Origin of the sequence: Jilunia laotingensis, from assembly GCF_014385165.1 — a bacterium.
GTDB lineage: Bacteria > Bacteroidota > Bacteroidia > Bacteroidales > Bacteroidaceae > Bacteroides > Bacteroides laotingensis.
Window position 1 is genome coordinate 2,195,327 of record NZ_JACRTF010000001.1, and the last position, 15,388, is coordinate 2,210,714.

Genomic DNA, 15,388 nt, shown 5'->3' on the forward strand with positions numbered 1-15,388 from the left:
AGTAAAGATGAAGACAAAATATATTATTTTAGCTTTTATGGCAGCATTGTTCACTTTCACTTCATGTAATGATGAATGGACGGACGAACAATACGCTCAGTACATCTCTTTTAAAGCTCCTATCAATAACGGAGGTGTATCGCAGATTTTCGTGAAATACAAAGAAGCGGGAAAAGTGACTTATCAATTGCCTGTGATTGTCAGCGGCTCTACTATGCTTTCGAATCCCCTGAACGTTCATATCGGTTTGGATAAGGATACGCTGGATGTTTTGAATGTCGAACGCTTCCATTCCCGCGATGATCTGTTCTACCAACTGCTGAAGCCGGAGAACTATGAGATTCCAGATTATACTGTGAATATTCCTGCCGGTGAATGTGTGGGTTTACTGAACATCGACTTTAAACTTGAGAACCTGGACATGGTAGACAAGTGGGTATTGCCCCTTACCATTTTGGAAGACCCCGATCATACTTACCAGCCCAATATGCGTAAGCACTACCGGAAGGCTTTGTTGTATGTGACTCCGTTCAACGATTATTCGGGGAACTATTCTACCACGACGACAAGTGTTTATTTCCGCGAAGGATCGAGTGACCCGATGGTTGTAAACAATCGTACCGCTTATGTGGTGGACGATAATACCATATTCTTCTATGCCGGTGTAACGGATGAAAAACGAAAAGACAGACGCGCTTTTAAAATATTCGTTAAGTTCAATGAAGACGGTACGCTGACATTGGATCAGGAAGATCCGCAGTTGAATCTGAAAGTCATCGGTACTCCGACTTATGACATCGAAGAGACTACTGACGTTGACCAGCCTTACTTGATTCATCGCTATGTTACATTGAACCTGGAATATGAATATGACGACACGCTGGAAGTTCCCGATTACACTGTAAAATACCGGGCAAAGGGTATCATGACTATGGAGCGTAAGATCAACACTCAGATACCGGATGAAGATCAAGCTATTGAATGGAATTAAAAACATAAGTGAAGATGAAACATGCATTATTTATATTAGCGGTCATTCTGGTATGTGGCTGTACTAAAGAAACACAGTATTCAAAAATGAAAAGAGAAGATTTTCAGACAACAGTAGACGGGAAGTCAACTGATTTATACACCCTGAAAAATAAAAACGGTGTAGAAATAACAGTAACGAATTTCGGAGCGAGGGTCGTTGAAATATGGGCACCCGACAGAAATGGTGATTTTGAAGATATCGTATTGGGACATGACAATGTGGACAAATATATACACTTCAAGGGGGAACGCTTTTTGGGTGCCACGATTGGTCGTTACGGAAATCGCATCGATAAAGGACAATTCGTTTTGGACAGCGTAAGTTACCAGCTTCCGATTAACGATACTCCCAATAGCTTGCACGGGGGGACTAAAGGTTTTGATATGGTCGTATGGGATGTAGATCAGAAAGATCCGCAGAAACTCGAGCTTTCTTATTTGTCGAAAGATGGAGAAGAGGGATATCCGGGTAACCTGAATGTAAAGATGACGTATGAACTGACTGATAATAATGAATTTATCATTACTCATACAGCCACTACCGACAAAAAAACAGTACTGAACCTGACGCATCACTCTTTCTTCAATCTGCATGGCGCAGGCAACGGGACTGTCAACGATCATGAGTTGATGCTCAACGCTGATAAGTTTACGCCAGTCAATGAAGTGCTGATCCCTACCGGTGAACAGCTTGCAGTTGCCGGCACACCGATGGACTTCCAACAACCTACTTTGATCGGTGAACGTGTGAACGAAGATTACGAACAGTTGAAATTCGGACATGGTTATGACCATAACTGGATATTAAAGAGAAAGACGGCTAATGATCTGGAACTTGCCGCTACTGTATATGAGCCTCAGTCCGGTCGTTTGTTGGAAGTCTGGACTACCGAACCGGGGATTCAATTCTACGGAGGTAATTTCTTCGATGGCTCCATGATTGGAAAGGGAGGCAAAAGTTACGAGTACAGAGCTTCTTTAGCCTTAGAAACACAGCACTTCCCGGACAGTCCGAATCATCCGGAGTTCCCTTCAACCGTGCTGATGCCGGGTGAAACCTATCACCACGTATGTGTCTATAAGTTTGCTACTAAATAAGTCTGTTTTCTATCACCGCAATCACATCCCGGTGGGCTAATAGCTTGCTGGGATGACGATTGCATTTTATCGGACTTGTTGTTCATTGAAGTAGCTGTGATTTAAACCGGGCGGATGACGGTACCGGTTTGTTTTCATCGGCAGAAACATTCGTTTCTTCCTGGGAAACTTCTTTTTCGTAGGAGGGAAATGATTTTTCGTAGGAGGAAACATTTGTAAATAGCCGAACAACCTGTATAATCTAATTAAAAACCAATAAGATCCTTTTTGGATCTTAATTATCAATGATCTAATTATTAATATTATGAGAAAGAATTTACTCATGAAAATTGCACCGGCACTTGTTGCCTGTCTGCCTCTTGCGATGTATGCGCAGGAAAGCATCAATGTGAATGCCTTGAAGGTGGAGAATAAAATCTCTCCCTATCTTTATGGTGCAAACATTGAAGATGTGAACCACTCCATTTATGGAGGATTGTATGACCAACGTATCTTCGGAGAAAGTTTTGAAGAACCTGTAACGGGAAGCCCGTTGAAGGATTTCGATTTTTTTGAAGGTGACTGGAGTGTGAGCGAAGATGGGGTTGTTTCTGTGGCACGTCACGGTGGTGCCAAGATGATCAACAATAGCGTTTCTTTGGGTGATTCGTATGTGGAAGTTGAATTGAAGTTCAATACCGAAGGGGGTGAGAATGCCGGTTTGGTGATACATGTTACGAAAGCCGGTAACGGTGCCGATGCTTTCAGAGGATATGAAGTTAGCATTTCACGCGATGGAAAACAACTGATTCTGGGACGGCATGACAATAATTACAGGGAACTTGCCAAAGGAGAGCTTGCTATCAATCCGGACGAATGGAACAAACTGGCTGTTAAAACCGTCGGGGCAACCCTTGAGATCCTGGTAAATGGTACCTCTATCATTACCTGTACGGATGACGATCCTATCATGTCCGGTTATGCCGGCTTGCGTACCTGGCATTCGGATGCCAGCTTCAGAAACATGAAGGTGACTGATGAAAACTCCATCGTTGACTTCGAGGCTTATGGAGGTAACTGGACGGTTGCTGACGGTGTATTGTCCGTTGCTCGTCATGGCGGTGCGAAATTGGTGCATAAAGAGACTTTGGGCGATTCTTCCGTAGAAATGGAGATGAAGTTCACCACAGATGGTGGCGATAGCGCAGGTTTTGCCATTCATGTGACCGATCCCAAGGAAGGTGCAGATAACTTCAATGGTTATGAAGTGGGTATATCCCGTGATGGTAAAAAACTGATCTTCGGTAAACATGAATACAATTGGCAGTCTATTTCCGAGACTCCTATCGATATCGTGCCGACCGAGTGGAACAAACTGAAAGTAAAAACGGTAGGCAAGAAATTTGAGATTTATGTCAATGATGAACTAACGACTTCCTATGAGGATCCTACGGCACTTCTCGAAGGTGGAGTTGGATTCCGTACTTGGAATGCCGATGTTAGTTTCAGAAACCTGAAGATAGAACGTGATGGGGATGTGAAAGAAATCACCTTGCGTGCTGAAAGCAAACAGTCTGATCTTAAACTGATGCAGAACCCGGCTTATTTCAAGATCAGCTCCATGTGGGATGCGATCGTTTCCAAAGATGCGGTTGTCAATTTTGCTCATATCACAGATGATGCTTATAACACGAACTGCTCACAGGAAGTTGACTTCGTATCGGGTACAGGCGTTGCAGGTGTTGCCAACCGCAGTCTTAATAAGTGGGGCATCGCTGTGAAGCAAAACCAAACTTTCAAGGGCTTCCTTTTCCTTAAAGGAGAGGTCAGTGGAAAAGTATACGTTGCACTTCAGAATGTAGATGGCACGAAGGAATATGCCGTACAGGAAATTGACGGAATCACGTCCGACTGGAAGAAATATACCTTCGAGTTGACTTCCAATACCGAAGATGTAAACTCACGTCTGGCTGTGTATATCAAAGAGCCGGGACAGTTCCGCATCGATATGGTGAACATGATGTCTTCTGAAGAAGACCAGTTCCACGGCGCACCTTTCCGCAAAGATATCGCAGAAGCTATGGTCGAACAGAAACTGACCTTCCTACGCTATGCCGGAACGATGATCGAATGTGACGGATACCGCTTCAAGAGCATGATCGGTCCGCGTGAAGATCGTCCCGTATACAACGGTCGTTTCTATGGTTATGCCTCTCATGGGTTTGGTATTGAGGACTTCCTGAACTATTGTGAATTGTCCGGCTTTGAACCAGTATTTGCTGTGAACAGCTTTGAAACAGCCGAAGATATGGCGTTCATGATTAAATACCTGAAAGGGGATGTTTCTACTCCCGAAGGCAAAATGCGTGCAGACAACGGTCATCCCGAACCCTATCATCTGACTTATATCGAAATCGGCAATGAGGAAGTTCTTGGCGGTGACAATGCCGATCAATATATGGACTATGTAAGACGTTTCACTGATATTTATCAGGCAATCCATTCCATTGACCCGACAATTAAGTTTATCAGTTCTGCTTGGTGGCGTCCGGAATCGGAAGATAATATGAGAGACGTATTCGAATGCTTGGATGGAATGGCCGACTATTGGGATTATCATCCTTGGGCTGACAGTGATGAATTGGGCGGACACGTTGAACGCGAAATGAAGCAAATGCAGGAAATGTTCCTGAAATGGAATCCGAACACGACCATGAAGTGTGCTTTGTTCGAAGAAAACGGAAATAGCCATAACATACGTCGTGCCCTGGGTCATGTGACTATTCAGAATGCGGCTCGCAGAATGGGTGATTTCGTATTGGCTACTTGCGCTGCCAATGCATTGCAACCTTACAAGCAAAATGACAATGGTTGGGATCAGGGAACCGTATTCTTTACTCCTTCTCAAGTATGGGGCATGCCGACATATTATGCACAAAAGATGGCTTCCGAAAATCACAAGCCATTGCTGGTTCAGAGTGAAGCACCTGCTTCTTTGGATGTAGTTGCCGCTACGGACGAGAACTGTGATCAAGTTGTACTGTATGTGGTTAACAAGAATGCTGAGGCTGTTGAAGCCAACGTGAATGTTGCCGGAAAGAACGATACGAAACAAGTGCGCACTATTACCTTGTCTGGTCAGTTGAATGATGTCAATACACCGAGCGAGCCGGAAAGAATTGTACCGGTTGCTGAAACGTTGGACGGTGTGGATAACATTAACTATTCATTCAAGCCTTACTCTTATACAATCATGATTTTTGATAATAAGTCAGTAGGTATCTCCGATGTTACAGAAGATAGTTATCTCGTAGTTTCTGCGGACAAACAGATTGTAATAAGATCCGCTGGCAATGAAAATACTCCGTATGAAGTGTTCTCATTGGCAGGAGCCAGCATTGCTAAAGGTAAAGTTGCTGCTTCCGGTGAAGCATCGGTGAACTGTCAGGCAGGCGCTTATTTGGTCGCTTTGCGGACAGTTGATGGTACAAAGGTATATAAGGTTATCGTTCGATAAGCTAATCCTCTTATAATATGCAAGAAGCGCCCTGTTTCTCAACATGGGCGCTTCTTTTTGTTAAAGTATAATAATTAAGAGAGAGCTTAATTATGATGCAAATCTACGAAATGCTCGTAATAGGGCAACTCTCGGTAAGTTAATTAATGCAAACTAATTCATCCGGTCGTGTACTTTCTTGTATTGCTCGATGACATGTTTGCGACTCATTAATATCTGTCTACGATACACGAAGCAGGTCGTCAGGAAGTAGAATCCTGCCTGTAGCCACAACGCTTTGTATTCAAAAGATACCTCACTCAGCGTTCCTCCCATATTATTGATGCGTACGAAACCATTAATGCCGAATGTGGACGGGAAGATATAAGAGAAATATTTCCAAAATGCCGGTATGGAAGCACCTGGCCAAGAGATTCCCGATATGAACAACAGGGGGACGGAAGTGAATACGAACAATAACATGCACGTTTCACGATTTCGGATGGCGATGGAAGCCGTCATGGCAAAAAAGATGCAAGCCGACAGATAGGGAATCAGAAACAAAGCAAGTGTTCCGGGGTGACCGATCTGATTGAGGCTAAAGATGCGTGGGACGACGCATAGCACATATACCGATACCAGTGAATAGACCATGAAATAACTCAGCCCTTTTCCCATAACGATACGTAAGGTCCCGTTGTAATGCCTGTTGATGGGTACCAAATCTTTGAAACGGTTGTTCTCACGGGCAGTTCCGGCCGACAAGCCGATACCCAAGAGAAGCGTCTGTTGGATTAGCAAGATGAGTACTGCCGGGATCAGGAATGCTGCAAAACCGTTTGTCGGATTGAACAAGGCAATATCTTCATATTCTATGGGATAACCGGTAATCTCATCCTGCCGTGCGGTAGTATTACCGGCACGTTCTATTTTGATGTCCCGGTTCATATCCAGGGATACCGCTGTATTTGCAAGCAACATGCTTTTGTAGTAGAGCAGCCCGCTCATGTCACAGTAAATGCTTACCTGTGTCTGTTTACCTTGCGCGATGTCCCGGCTGAATTCGGACGGAATATAGATGATGCCGTATGCCAGGCGGTCTTTCAACATTTGTCTGGCCTCTTCCATATCGGCACAATACGTCACGATGTTGATGTCCGGAGTGGCATCCACTTTGCGCAGATACTCCCGGCTCAAAGAACTATGAGAAGCATCCACTGCAACAGCGGGAACTTCCCTCACCACTTCATTTGTATAAATGAAACCGTAAATGAGCGGATAGACCAGAGGTACCAAGACAAAGAATATCAATACACCTTGGTCGCGGAAAGTCGTACGGAATTCTCTGAGCCAGATATAGAACAAGTCGTTGATGCCTTGTCTTATCTTATCTTTAAATGTTATCTCTTTCATCAGGGCACGTATTTATAATAGATCAATGCTTCTTTCAACCGGTGGACAACCAAGAACGGAAGCACCATGAATATCAGTAATGCCATGTAGTTCGGCCATGAGTAAATCATGCTATAACCATTGAGTGCCTGGTCTACATATATGAGGAAGTAGTGGCGTAACGGGAACAGATTGCTTAACGCTTGCAGAACAGGATGCATAGCCATCACGGGGAAAGAGAATCCTGAAATCGAGAAGGAGATTACTCCCCATAGCGATGCAAAGCTCAACCCCAGGCGAAGCGTGGGCAATGTTCCTATCATGACGATTCCGCAGCATTGTGAGGCCAATACCAGGCAAAGGGTGGCGAACAACATCGGCAGGATGCCGCTGTTGCATGGGAAATGCAGGAAGCCGTACAGATATACATTATAGAATATGCCCATAATGAAAAAGACCACCGTCTGAGGCAATAATTTCCCTGCCAGCGCTATGTAAATGGAATTGTTACTCACGCGCAACCATTCACGGGCCGTGCGGTCTTTGATTTCCGTACCGATGGAGTAAACGGTAACCATGAAGATGAGCAACATCAACACCCCGGGAACCAATGTATTACACAAGTAGACGGAATAGTTCAACCATGGGTTGTTCAACGGATGTGTGTCGATGACGATCGGCTGTAGAAAAGCCATGGCTTGATCTTCCGTAGCTCCTTTGGCATAAAGGGCTGATCTGCTTACGGCTCCTGACGCTAGCTCACTCATCATTTTCATGTCTTTGAAGAGTAATGAGCCGGCAATGAGATAGGAGTTGTTGGTGTAGAATGAAATCTTTGGCTGCCGTTGGCTTTGCGCATCGGCCGACAATCCCTTCGGTATATAGAAAAATCCGTATATCTTGCCCTCTTGCATGGCAATACGTGCATCGTTCACATTTCCGTAGCGAGCTACTACGGCCGTTTGCCCGAAAGCGTCCAGATTGCGTATTAGGTTGCGCGAGATGGCGGATTGGTCCATGTCCACTGCTCCTACGGGTAAGTTGGTTGGCAGTCCCGACCCCATCAGTGTAGTGAAAAACAGGTAGCAAAACAGGGGGGCGATGACCATGCAAAAGAGATAAAGCGGACGGGATACGAGGCGACGGCATTCCCGCTTCATAACCAGCCACAGGGACTTGTATTTCTTTTCTCTTTCCTTCATTTTGCGTACTTATTTTTTTATGATTACCGACATTCCGGGGCGAAGTCCTTCTACTTTTTCCAAAGGACGGGCACGTACTTCGAATGTTTTCAAGTCGAATTGTCCTGTTGTCTTGGTTGCTTTCCAAGCAGCGTAAGTGCCTAAATCTTTCATGTAATCCACCTTCAGCCGGATTGTCTTGTTGTCCAGTGCAGGAACGATGGCATCGAATTCAGCTCCCATTGTCAGATTCTTCAGCAGATCTTCACGCACGTTGAAAGTCACCCACATGTCTTTCAGGATGGCAATGTTCATGATGGGGGCTCCTGTCCCTACCAGTTCACCGACTTTTGGGAAAATCTCGGAGACTTCTCCACCGGCCTGTGCAATGAGGAAAGTTTCCTTCAAGTAGGATTCTACCTCAGCAACCGCGCCTTTGGCTCGGTCCACCAAAGCGGCTGCTGCCAGTTTGTCTTCACGTTCGGCTCCGTTCTTGGCCATGGTATATTGCGCTTTGGCTGCTTTTTCGGTGGCAATGGCTGCATTACGTTGTGCAGTCACTTCATCCAGCTTTTGTGCGGGCATTACTCCTTGGTCGAACAGGTTTTTCACCCTTTTATATGATTTTTCGGCAATCTCAACGGCAGCTTGTGCTTTTTGCCACATTTCGTAGGCAGCTTGTATTTGTTCCTGACGGGCTCCTTTGATTGCTTTTTCGTTCTGTGCCTGTGCGGCAGCCTCAGCAGCCCGTGCTTGTTCCATTTTTGCGGCAATGTCCGGTGCTTCAAGCAATGCTAGCGTATCCCCTTTTTGGACAGTCTGTCCCTCCTTCACGCGGAATTCGAGGATACGTCCCGGTACTTTGCTCGATACGCGATATTCGTCCACTTCGGCTTGTCCCTGAATAATCTCGGGTCCTTTGCGTAGCATGAAGAAACCAACCACTGCAACCAGTGCGATCACTCCCGTCAGGGTGAGAAATGCAAGCAGCATATTGCTGTTCTGTGATTTTTGTGCGCTCATCTTATTTTTATGATTTTATATTGTTATTACGATTATAATTCTTAGTTCTCCCTTCTTCCTTCGCTAAGCGTTCCCAGTGATTTCTTCAGATAGATTTCCGTCAGTTTGACATCGATTTGGGCATCTATCTTTTCCGATTGTGCCGAGAGCCATGCGGTCTGGGCTTCCAATACATTGCTGGTGGCAATGACTCCTTCCTCGAACCCGAGGGTGGCGTAGCGCAGGTTCTCATTCGCTTTCTCTTGGTTCTTTTCTGCCATAGTCAGCTTTTTGGTTGCCTCGTGTACTTTGAAGGCTGCTTGGTTGACTTGCAATTCTATTTTTTCTTTGGCATCCTGCAATTGATATTGGGCGATGCGGGCTTCTGCTTTTGCAGCTTTTACTTTATACATTCCTTCTCCCCAATGCCATATGGGTAATTGTACCATTACTCCCACATTCCACATCCCTTTGAACTTATTTTCGAAGCTGTTGAATACGGAAGGATTGGTCACCATGTAATTTCCCATTAATGCTACGGACGGTAGGTGTTCGGCACGTGTTACGTTCACCTTTTGTTTGTAGATTTGCGTCGCCAGTTCCAAACTATGTATTTCGGGCCGATTGGCATATGCCGTATTTATATCGAACTGCGTGTTCGTCTCTGCTAAAGGAAGGTTCTCCATCTGTTCATCTGCCAGTACAATCGGTGTACCGAGGTCGAGCCCGCATAGCTGGCAAAGCAACATTCGGGAAAGGCTCAGGCCGTCCTCTACTTTGGTCAGCGTCATCTCTGCTTCGTTTACTTTTACTCGTACGGATAGCCCGTCTGCTTTCGTTGCCACTCCTTCTGCTATCATCTTCTCCACATCGCTGTCCAGCTTTTGAAGCAGTTCCAAGTATCCCTCAGCCAATTTCTTTTTATTGACCAGTGAGATAACCTGCCAGTAAGCCTGGTCTGTGCTTAGGATGACTTCCTGCATACCGGAGTGGTGTTGTTGCCGTGCCAGTTCTTCGGCATATCTGGTTATTTTGTTGTAAGCCCGGATTTTGCCTCCCATATACAAAGGTTGGGTCAGGGTGATGGCACCGGCATAGACATTCCTCGTGTCTGTGCGGAAAGCGTCTACCAATGATTCACCCACTCCGTTGAGTGTGGGGACAAGTTCGCCTCCTAGTTGTGAGATGAGCGGAGCCAATTCGGGATGTATCTGTGCTATCACTTGTCCTGCCTGTTGCAGCGGACCGCTGATGCTGTTCCCCAAACCGGATAGCGCCCCTTTTTGTGCATCATTCAGCAATGAAAACTCTTTTTGGTTACGCATGTAGGCACCGGTTGCCGAGATGTTGGGCAGATAGTTGGTGAAGGCAGCTTTACGCTGATAATGCGCTGCATTTATTTTCTCATTGCTGATGAGCAACTCCTTGTTGTTTGCCAAGGCTAATGCACGGCAACTATCTAAGCTGAGAACGTTCTGTGCTTTTGATGAAAACGCAGCACTTAGCAGAATTGTCAGAATGAATACTTTTTTCATTGCATCTTGCGTATTATAAAGGTGATACTTCTTTTTTTACAATCTAAAATAGACTGGCGTTGTTTATGGTGTCTCTTCTGCTTTTTCCTGTCAAGTCGAATCTAGATAATTGCATAAACAACGAAACAAAAGTAGAGGCTTTCAATGAATCTGCAAAATGATTTAAGCTTTTTTTGAGTAAATATTAGACGGGACTTCTTGTTTAGGAGAGAATACCGGGAAAACAGAACTATTTCCTTGGAAAATTTCACTGTCTTTTGCAAAAATACTCATTATTCTCCGGGAGAAGATTTTATTTTGCGCTGATGAGGCTGTCTTTTCTAGCCGGTAGATGGGGGCAGCAGTTGTGCTACAACGGTAATTATCCCGGCTTTGTCCGGGCAAGGCGTTCTGCCGCAACCGTAATGCAATGGCACTGCAAAGGTAATGCAGTGATGCTGCAACAGTAATGCAGTGGCACTGCAAAGGTAATACAGTAATGCTGCAACGGTAATGCAGTGGTGCTGCAAAGATAATACAGTGATGCTGCAAAGATAATACAGTGATGCTGCAACGGTAATGAAACAGCGCTTTAAAGGCAATAAAGCAACATTGTACTAAAAAAGGCCGCTATAAGAAGATTGTAGCGACCTTTCTATGTGATGGTAGGGGGAATCTTGTTTCCTTCAGCTTACTCCATGGTGAACCGTTGCGAACCGATCAGCGTTCCGTCAGCGAAGATGTCTACCCGGTAGTTGCCTGCCGATAGATATTCTTCGACATTCCAATATACGGTGATAGGTTGCTCTTCCCCGTTATATTCTATATACTTCTTGATGGAGTAGGGAAGTGTCCGGTTCTCGTATTCAAATGTGTTGGCGGCATTTTTGGTCAATACCTCGTTGTTCGGCTTATATATGTTAATGTAGAGTGTACGCTCACCGGTTTCTGCCGTGATATTCTTGACGATGGTGAAACCTATGGCGAATTTGACCACGTCTTTTATCTTCTTCGCTTTTTTATCACGCTTGTTCTTCGGCTCTATCCAGATGTTCGTGGCATCCAGTTGTGCAGCCAGCGTTACCTTTTTATTCAGGTTTTTCTTTTCTTCCGACAGGTTGCTTATCTGGCGCGAAGCATCGTTATACTTCTTGGTTACTTCGGCTATTACCTGTTTTTGCTGGTTGGTCAGTTTGTTCAGTGAATCTATCTGGTTGATGTAACCTATCATGATCTTGCGCAACGATGCCAGCTCTTTTTTTAACCGGCGTATTTCGGTGGCATTGCTGCTTTTCACCGTGCGAAGTTCTTCGAGCAATCGTTGTGTCTTTATCTGTTCCTGCTCCAGCAAGACGGACAGTGAGTCGTTGGAAACAGTCAGTTTTAGTTCATCATATTGTTGGGCGAAACGGGTGTATTCATTTTCCAAATCCTCCTTTTCCAAAGCAAACTCTTCGACAAGTTCACGATTGCTTTGCTTCTCGTTGAACAACAGATAGGTGAGCCCGACAAGTGCTATCACCAGTACCGATACGGCGACTATAAGCAGGGTTTTCTTATTCATATTTTATAGTTTAGATGATAATTCGTACTTCAATTCATACCGATCCATCTTTCATGAGGGCGTGTCAAAAGCTGTCGCTTTAGGCGTATGCTCATGAATAATTGCTGCAAAAGTAATCATTTCGGCAGATAGCGCATAGAGGACGCGAAGATTTTTCTCCTGTCGGGGTCGCTTTTTAATCTTCCCGCTTTGTTCGATCCCCCGAAAGGAAGGTTGCCTTTAACTAAAATTATTGCGGAAATATTTCTTTAATAACGATTATCGTTGTACTTTTGTCCACACAAAAGATGAAACTAATTATCAACTTTTAAAAAATAGATATTATGTCAAAAGTAACCGTAGTAGGCGCAGGTAACGTAGGTGCTACATGTGCAAATGTACTCGCTTTCAATGAAGTAGCAGACGAAGTAGTAATGCTTGACGTTAAGGAAGGTGTTTCCGAAGGTAAAGCAATGGATATGATGCAGACAGCTCAACTGTTGGGATTTGACACTACCCTTGTAGGTTGCACCAATGATTATGCTCAGACTGCAAACTCTGACGTTGTTGTTATCACTTCAGGTATTCCTCGCAAACCGGGTATGACTCGCGAAGAACTGATCGGTGTGAATGCCGGTATCGTAAAATCCGTAGCCGAAAACGTTTTGAAATATTCTCCTAACGCAATTATCGTAGTTATCTCTAACCCGATGGATACAATGACTTATTTGTCATTGAAGGCTTTGGGGTTGCCGAAAAACCGTATCATCGGTATGGGTGGTGCTTTGGATAGCTCACGTTTCAAATATTTCTTGTCTCAGGCTTTGGGATGCAACGCTAACGAAGTAGAAGGTATGGTTATCGGTGGTCACGGTGATACGACTATGATTCCTTTGACTCGTTTTGCTACATACAAAGGTCTGCCTGTAAGCAATTTCCTTTCAGAAGAGAAACTGAACGAAGTGGCTGCCGCTACCATGGTAGGTGGTGCTACGTTGACTAAATTGCTGGGTACTTCCGCATGGTATGCACCGGGTGCGGCAGGAGCGTTTGTAGTCGAATCTATCATCCACAACCAAAAGAAGATGATTCCTTGCTCTGTAGCTCTTGAAGGTGAATACGGAGAAAGCGATATCTGCTGTGGAGTTCCTGTGATTTTAGGTAAGAACGGCATCGAAAAGATCGTTGAGCTTCCGTTGAACGAAGAAGAAATGGCTAAGTTCAAAGCAAGTGCTGCTGCTGTTCGCAAGACTAACGCTGCCTTGAAAGAAGTAGGCGCTCTTTAATTTAATCGATAGATAAGTAACGCAGGTGGCGGTTCTCTGAATAAGGGAGCCGCCACTTTTGCATTCAAGGGGGGCGTATTTTCGAAGATATCTTTTTGGGTGGTGATTGAGACGGCATTGTATGGAATAAATGACTATATTTGCGAAAAAACCGGGGTAAATGATGCCGATAAAACTGTTTTTTATAATATTGCTCCTTCTACCGAACATTCCGTTGTGGGCTATGGAAGCAGAAACCGAGGTCAGTTCAGCACAGATATTAATGCAGAAAGGGGAAGCGTGTCTCAAGGATAGTAATTGGATGGAAGCATTGGACTATTTTGAAAAATTGATTCCTCTGTACAAACAACACCCTGAAATTGATCCCGGACTTTTTGCCAAGGGATTCTGTTCTGCCGGGAATATCTGCCAGGTCAAAGAACGGTATATCCAGGCGCTCGATTTTTATATTTTGGGTTTGCAAGCATCCGAAAGAGCGCGGGACGATGGCGTGTATAACCGTTGCTTGGGAAATATCGGTAACATTTATTTGGCCTTTAACGATTATGATACGGCATTGCTCTATTACAACAAAGGATATGATCGTTGTGTGACCGCGAAAGATTTTGATCGGCAGGTTACGTTTCTGACCAACATGATCAGCACCTATTGCTACATGCACCAGCCGGACAAGGCAAAAGAATATTTCCAGAAACTAATGAAGCTTCCCATGAAAGATATGAAAATGCAGACCTTTCATAATCTTTATAATCAAGCCATCATTGCCCAGGCAGAGAAAAACTATGCGGGTGCGGTCTATTTTCATAGGCAGGCGTTGGAGTATGCCGACCGAAATGTTTTGGATAAACGTTTTGTTGTGGCCGCATACAGGGAGTTAAGCAATACCTACCGGGAAAAAGGGGAACTGGCTCAAGCGATCGACTGTTTGAAAAAGGGGGAGGAAGTGGCCGGAAGGTATGGATATACGTTACAGAAGATCGAGTGCTATAAACTGTTGTCGGAACTTTATAGTCTGAAACAGGATAGTAGTTTGGCAAGTCATTACCGCATTCTTTATGTTTCGTTTACCGATTCGGTCAATCAACAGGAATATAATAAGGTGAAGAATAAGCTTGTGAAATATGAGGAACAGCAGAATAGTTCCATTATCGGGAAGTTGAGCGGACAAATAAATATGCAGCGATGGATAATCGTGTTTGTTACTATCTGCTTTTTTATCGTTTTGATTCTGATAATCTTTATTTTCCGCCAAAACAAGAAATTGCAACGAGCCTATCATACCTTATTCAATAGGAACAGTGAACTGATCGATTCGGACGAGATGTACAGGCAGATGCAACAGAAATATCGTATGTTGGCGGAACAGTTTAAGAAATACAGGGAGGACTTTCCGCCTTCGGTTCCCGCGACTCAGGCAAAAGAGGTAGAAGAGGAATCGGTGGACAAAAAACTGCCGCTTGCACTGAGTTCGGAACTTACTGAAAAGTTGCTGGAGGATGTTCTCAAAGTGATGGAAGATGAAACATACATCTTTGATCCTGATTTCGGCTTGAATCAGTTGGCAAAGTTAGTGAATTCGAATACCAAATATGTTTCATGGGTCATTAATGAAACCTACAATAAGAACTTCAGGACTTTCTTGAATGAATACCGCATCCGTGAGGCCAGCAAGCGGTTGTTGAATGCGGAGAAATATGGTAGCTTTACCATTCAGGCTATCGCGGAAGGGATAGGATTCAAATCCGTAGCTAATTTTGTGGTTGCTTTTAAGAAGAATGTCGGCATTACTCCGTCTCTTTACCAGAAAATGGCGCGTAAGGAGATTGCAGATGAAGAAGAGGAAGAGGGGTGAGGCGTTGATGTGA

General features: G+C 44.5%; 10 protein-coding genes. 5 read left to right on the plus strand and 5 right to left on the minus strand.

What is annotated here, in order from left to right; all coding sequences use genetic code 11:
- Positions 1–7: 7 nt before the first annotated feature.
- The 3 genes from H8744_RS08295 to H8744_RS08305 all read left to right on the plus strand — a co-directional run bounded on the left by H8744_RS08295 (position 8) and on the right by H8744_RS08305 (position 5,626).
- The gene (locus H8744_RS08295) at positions 8–991 is read left to right on the plus strand and encodes a DUF4973 domain-containing protein (RefSeq protein ID WP_262434389.1); all 984 of its coding nucleotides are present in this window, start codon (positions 8–10) and stop codon (positions 989–991) included.
- Between the two features lie 14 nt (positions 992–1,005).
- Complete coding sequence (locus H8744_RS08300; protein ID WP_262434390.1) at positions 1,006–2,130, plus strand: aldose epimerase family protein; 1,125 nt, start codon at positions 1,006–1,008, stop codon at positions 2,128–2,130.
- A gap of 304 nt (positions 2,131–2,434) precedes the next feature.
- The gene (locus H8744_RS08305) at positions 2,435–5,626 is read left to right on the plus strand and encodes a 3-keto-alpha-glucoside-1,2-lyase-like domain-containing protein (RefSeq protein ID WP_262434391.1); all 3,192 of its coding nucleotides are present in this window, start codon (positions 2,435–2,437) and stop codon (positions 5,624–5,626) included.
- Positions 5,627–5,779: 153 nt separating this feature from the next.
- On the opposite strand, the gene H8744_RS08310 is transcribed toward H8744_RS08305, so the two are convergent.
- The 5 genes from H8744_RS08310 to H8744_RS08330 all read right to left on the minus strand — a co-directional run bounded on the left by H8744_RS08310 (position 5,780) and on the right by H8744_RS08330 (position 12,258).
- Positions 5,780–7,018: an ABC transporter permease gene (locus H8744_RS08310; protein ID WP_262434392.1), complete on the minus strand. Its 1,239-nt coding sequence runs from the start codon at positions 7,016–7,018 to the stop codon at positions 5,780–5,782.
- Complete coding sequence (locus H8744_RS08315; RefSeq protein WP_262434393.1) at positions 7,018–8,199, minus strand: ABC transporter permease; 1,182 nt, start codon at positions 8,197–8,199, stop codon at positions 7,018–7,020. The genes H8744_RS08310 and H8744_RS08315 overlap by 1 nt, the downstream gene beginning before the upstream one ends.
- Positions 8,200–8,208: 9 nt before the next feature.
- Positions 8,209–9,201, minus strand: coding sequence for an HlyD family secretion protein (locus H8744_RS08320; protein WP_262434394.1), 993 nt, complete (start codon positions 9,199–9,201; stop codon positions 8,209–8,211).
- Positions 9,202–9,242: 41 nt separating this feature from the next.
- Positions 9,243–10,715, minus strand: coding sequence for a TolC family protein (locus H8744_RS08325; protein WP_262434395.1), 1,473 nt, complete (start codon positions 10,713–10,715; stop codon positions 9,243–9,245).
- A 670-nt stretch (positions 10,716–11,385) separates the two neighbouring features.
- On the minus strand, positions 11,386–12,258 hold the full coding sequence (locus H8744_RS08330) for a DUF8429 coiled-coil domain-containing protein (RefSeq protein WP_262434396.1): 873 nt from the start codon (positions 12,256–12,258) through the stop codon (positions 11,386–11,388).
- Between the two features lie 323 nt (positions 12,259–12,581).
- On the opposite strand from H8744_RS08330, the gene mdh reads away from it, so the two are divergent.
- On the plus strand, positions 12,582–13,523 hold the full coding sequence (gene mdh, locus H8744_RS08335; RefSeq protein WP_262434397.1) for a malate dehydrogenase: 942 nt from the start codon (positions 12,582–12,584) through the stop codon (positions 13,521–13,523).
- 160 nt (positions 13,524–13,683) lie between these two features.
- Complete coding sequence (locus tag H8744_RS08340) at positions 13,684–15,375, plus strand: helix-turn-helix domain-containing protein (RefSeq protein ID WP_262434398.1); 1,692 nt, start codon at positions 13,684–13,686, stop codon at positions 15,373–15,375.
- Positions 15,376–15,388: the final 13 nt, after the last annotated feature.

Coding starts and splice junctions, on each gene's coding strand:
- H8744_RS08295 (WP_262434389.1), top strand. CDS start 8: ATGAAGACAAAATATATTATTTTAGCTTTTATGGCAGCATTGTTCACT.
- H8744_RS08300 (WP_262434390.1), top strand. CDS start 1,006: ATGAAACATGCATTATTTATATTAGCGGTCATTCTGGTATGTGGCTGT.
- H8744_RS08305 (WP_262434391.1), top strand. CDS start 2,435: ATGAGAAAGAATTTACTCATGAAAATTGCACCGGCACTTGTTGCCTGT.
- H8744_RS08310 (WP_262434392.1), bottom strand. CDS start 7,018: ATGAAAGAGATAACATTTAAAGATAAGATAAGACAAGGCATCAACGAC.
- H8744_RS08315 (WP_262434393.1), bottom strand. CDS start 8,199: ATGAAGGAAAGAGAAAAGAAATACAAGTCCCTGTGGCTGGTTATGAAG.
- H8744_RS08320 (WP_262434394.1), bottom strand. CDS start 9,201: ATGAGCGCACAAAAATCACAGAACAGCAATATGCTGCTTGCATTTCTC.
- H8744_RS08325 (WP_262434395.1), bottom strand. CDS start 10,715: ATGAAAAAAGTATTCATTCTGACAATTCTGCTAAGTGCTGCGTTTTCA.
- H8744_RS08330 (WP_262434396.1), bottom strand. CDS start 12,258: ATGAATAAGAAAACCCTGCTTATAGTCGCCGTATCGGTACTGGTGATA.
- mdh (WP_262434397.1), top strand. CDS start 12,582: ATGTCAAAAGTAACCGTAGTAGGCGCAGGTAACGTAGGTGCTACATGT.
- H8744_RS08340 (WP_262434398.1), top strand. CDS start 13,684: ATGATGCCGATAAAACTGTTTTTTATAATATTGCTCCTTCTACCGAAC.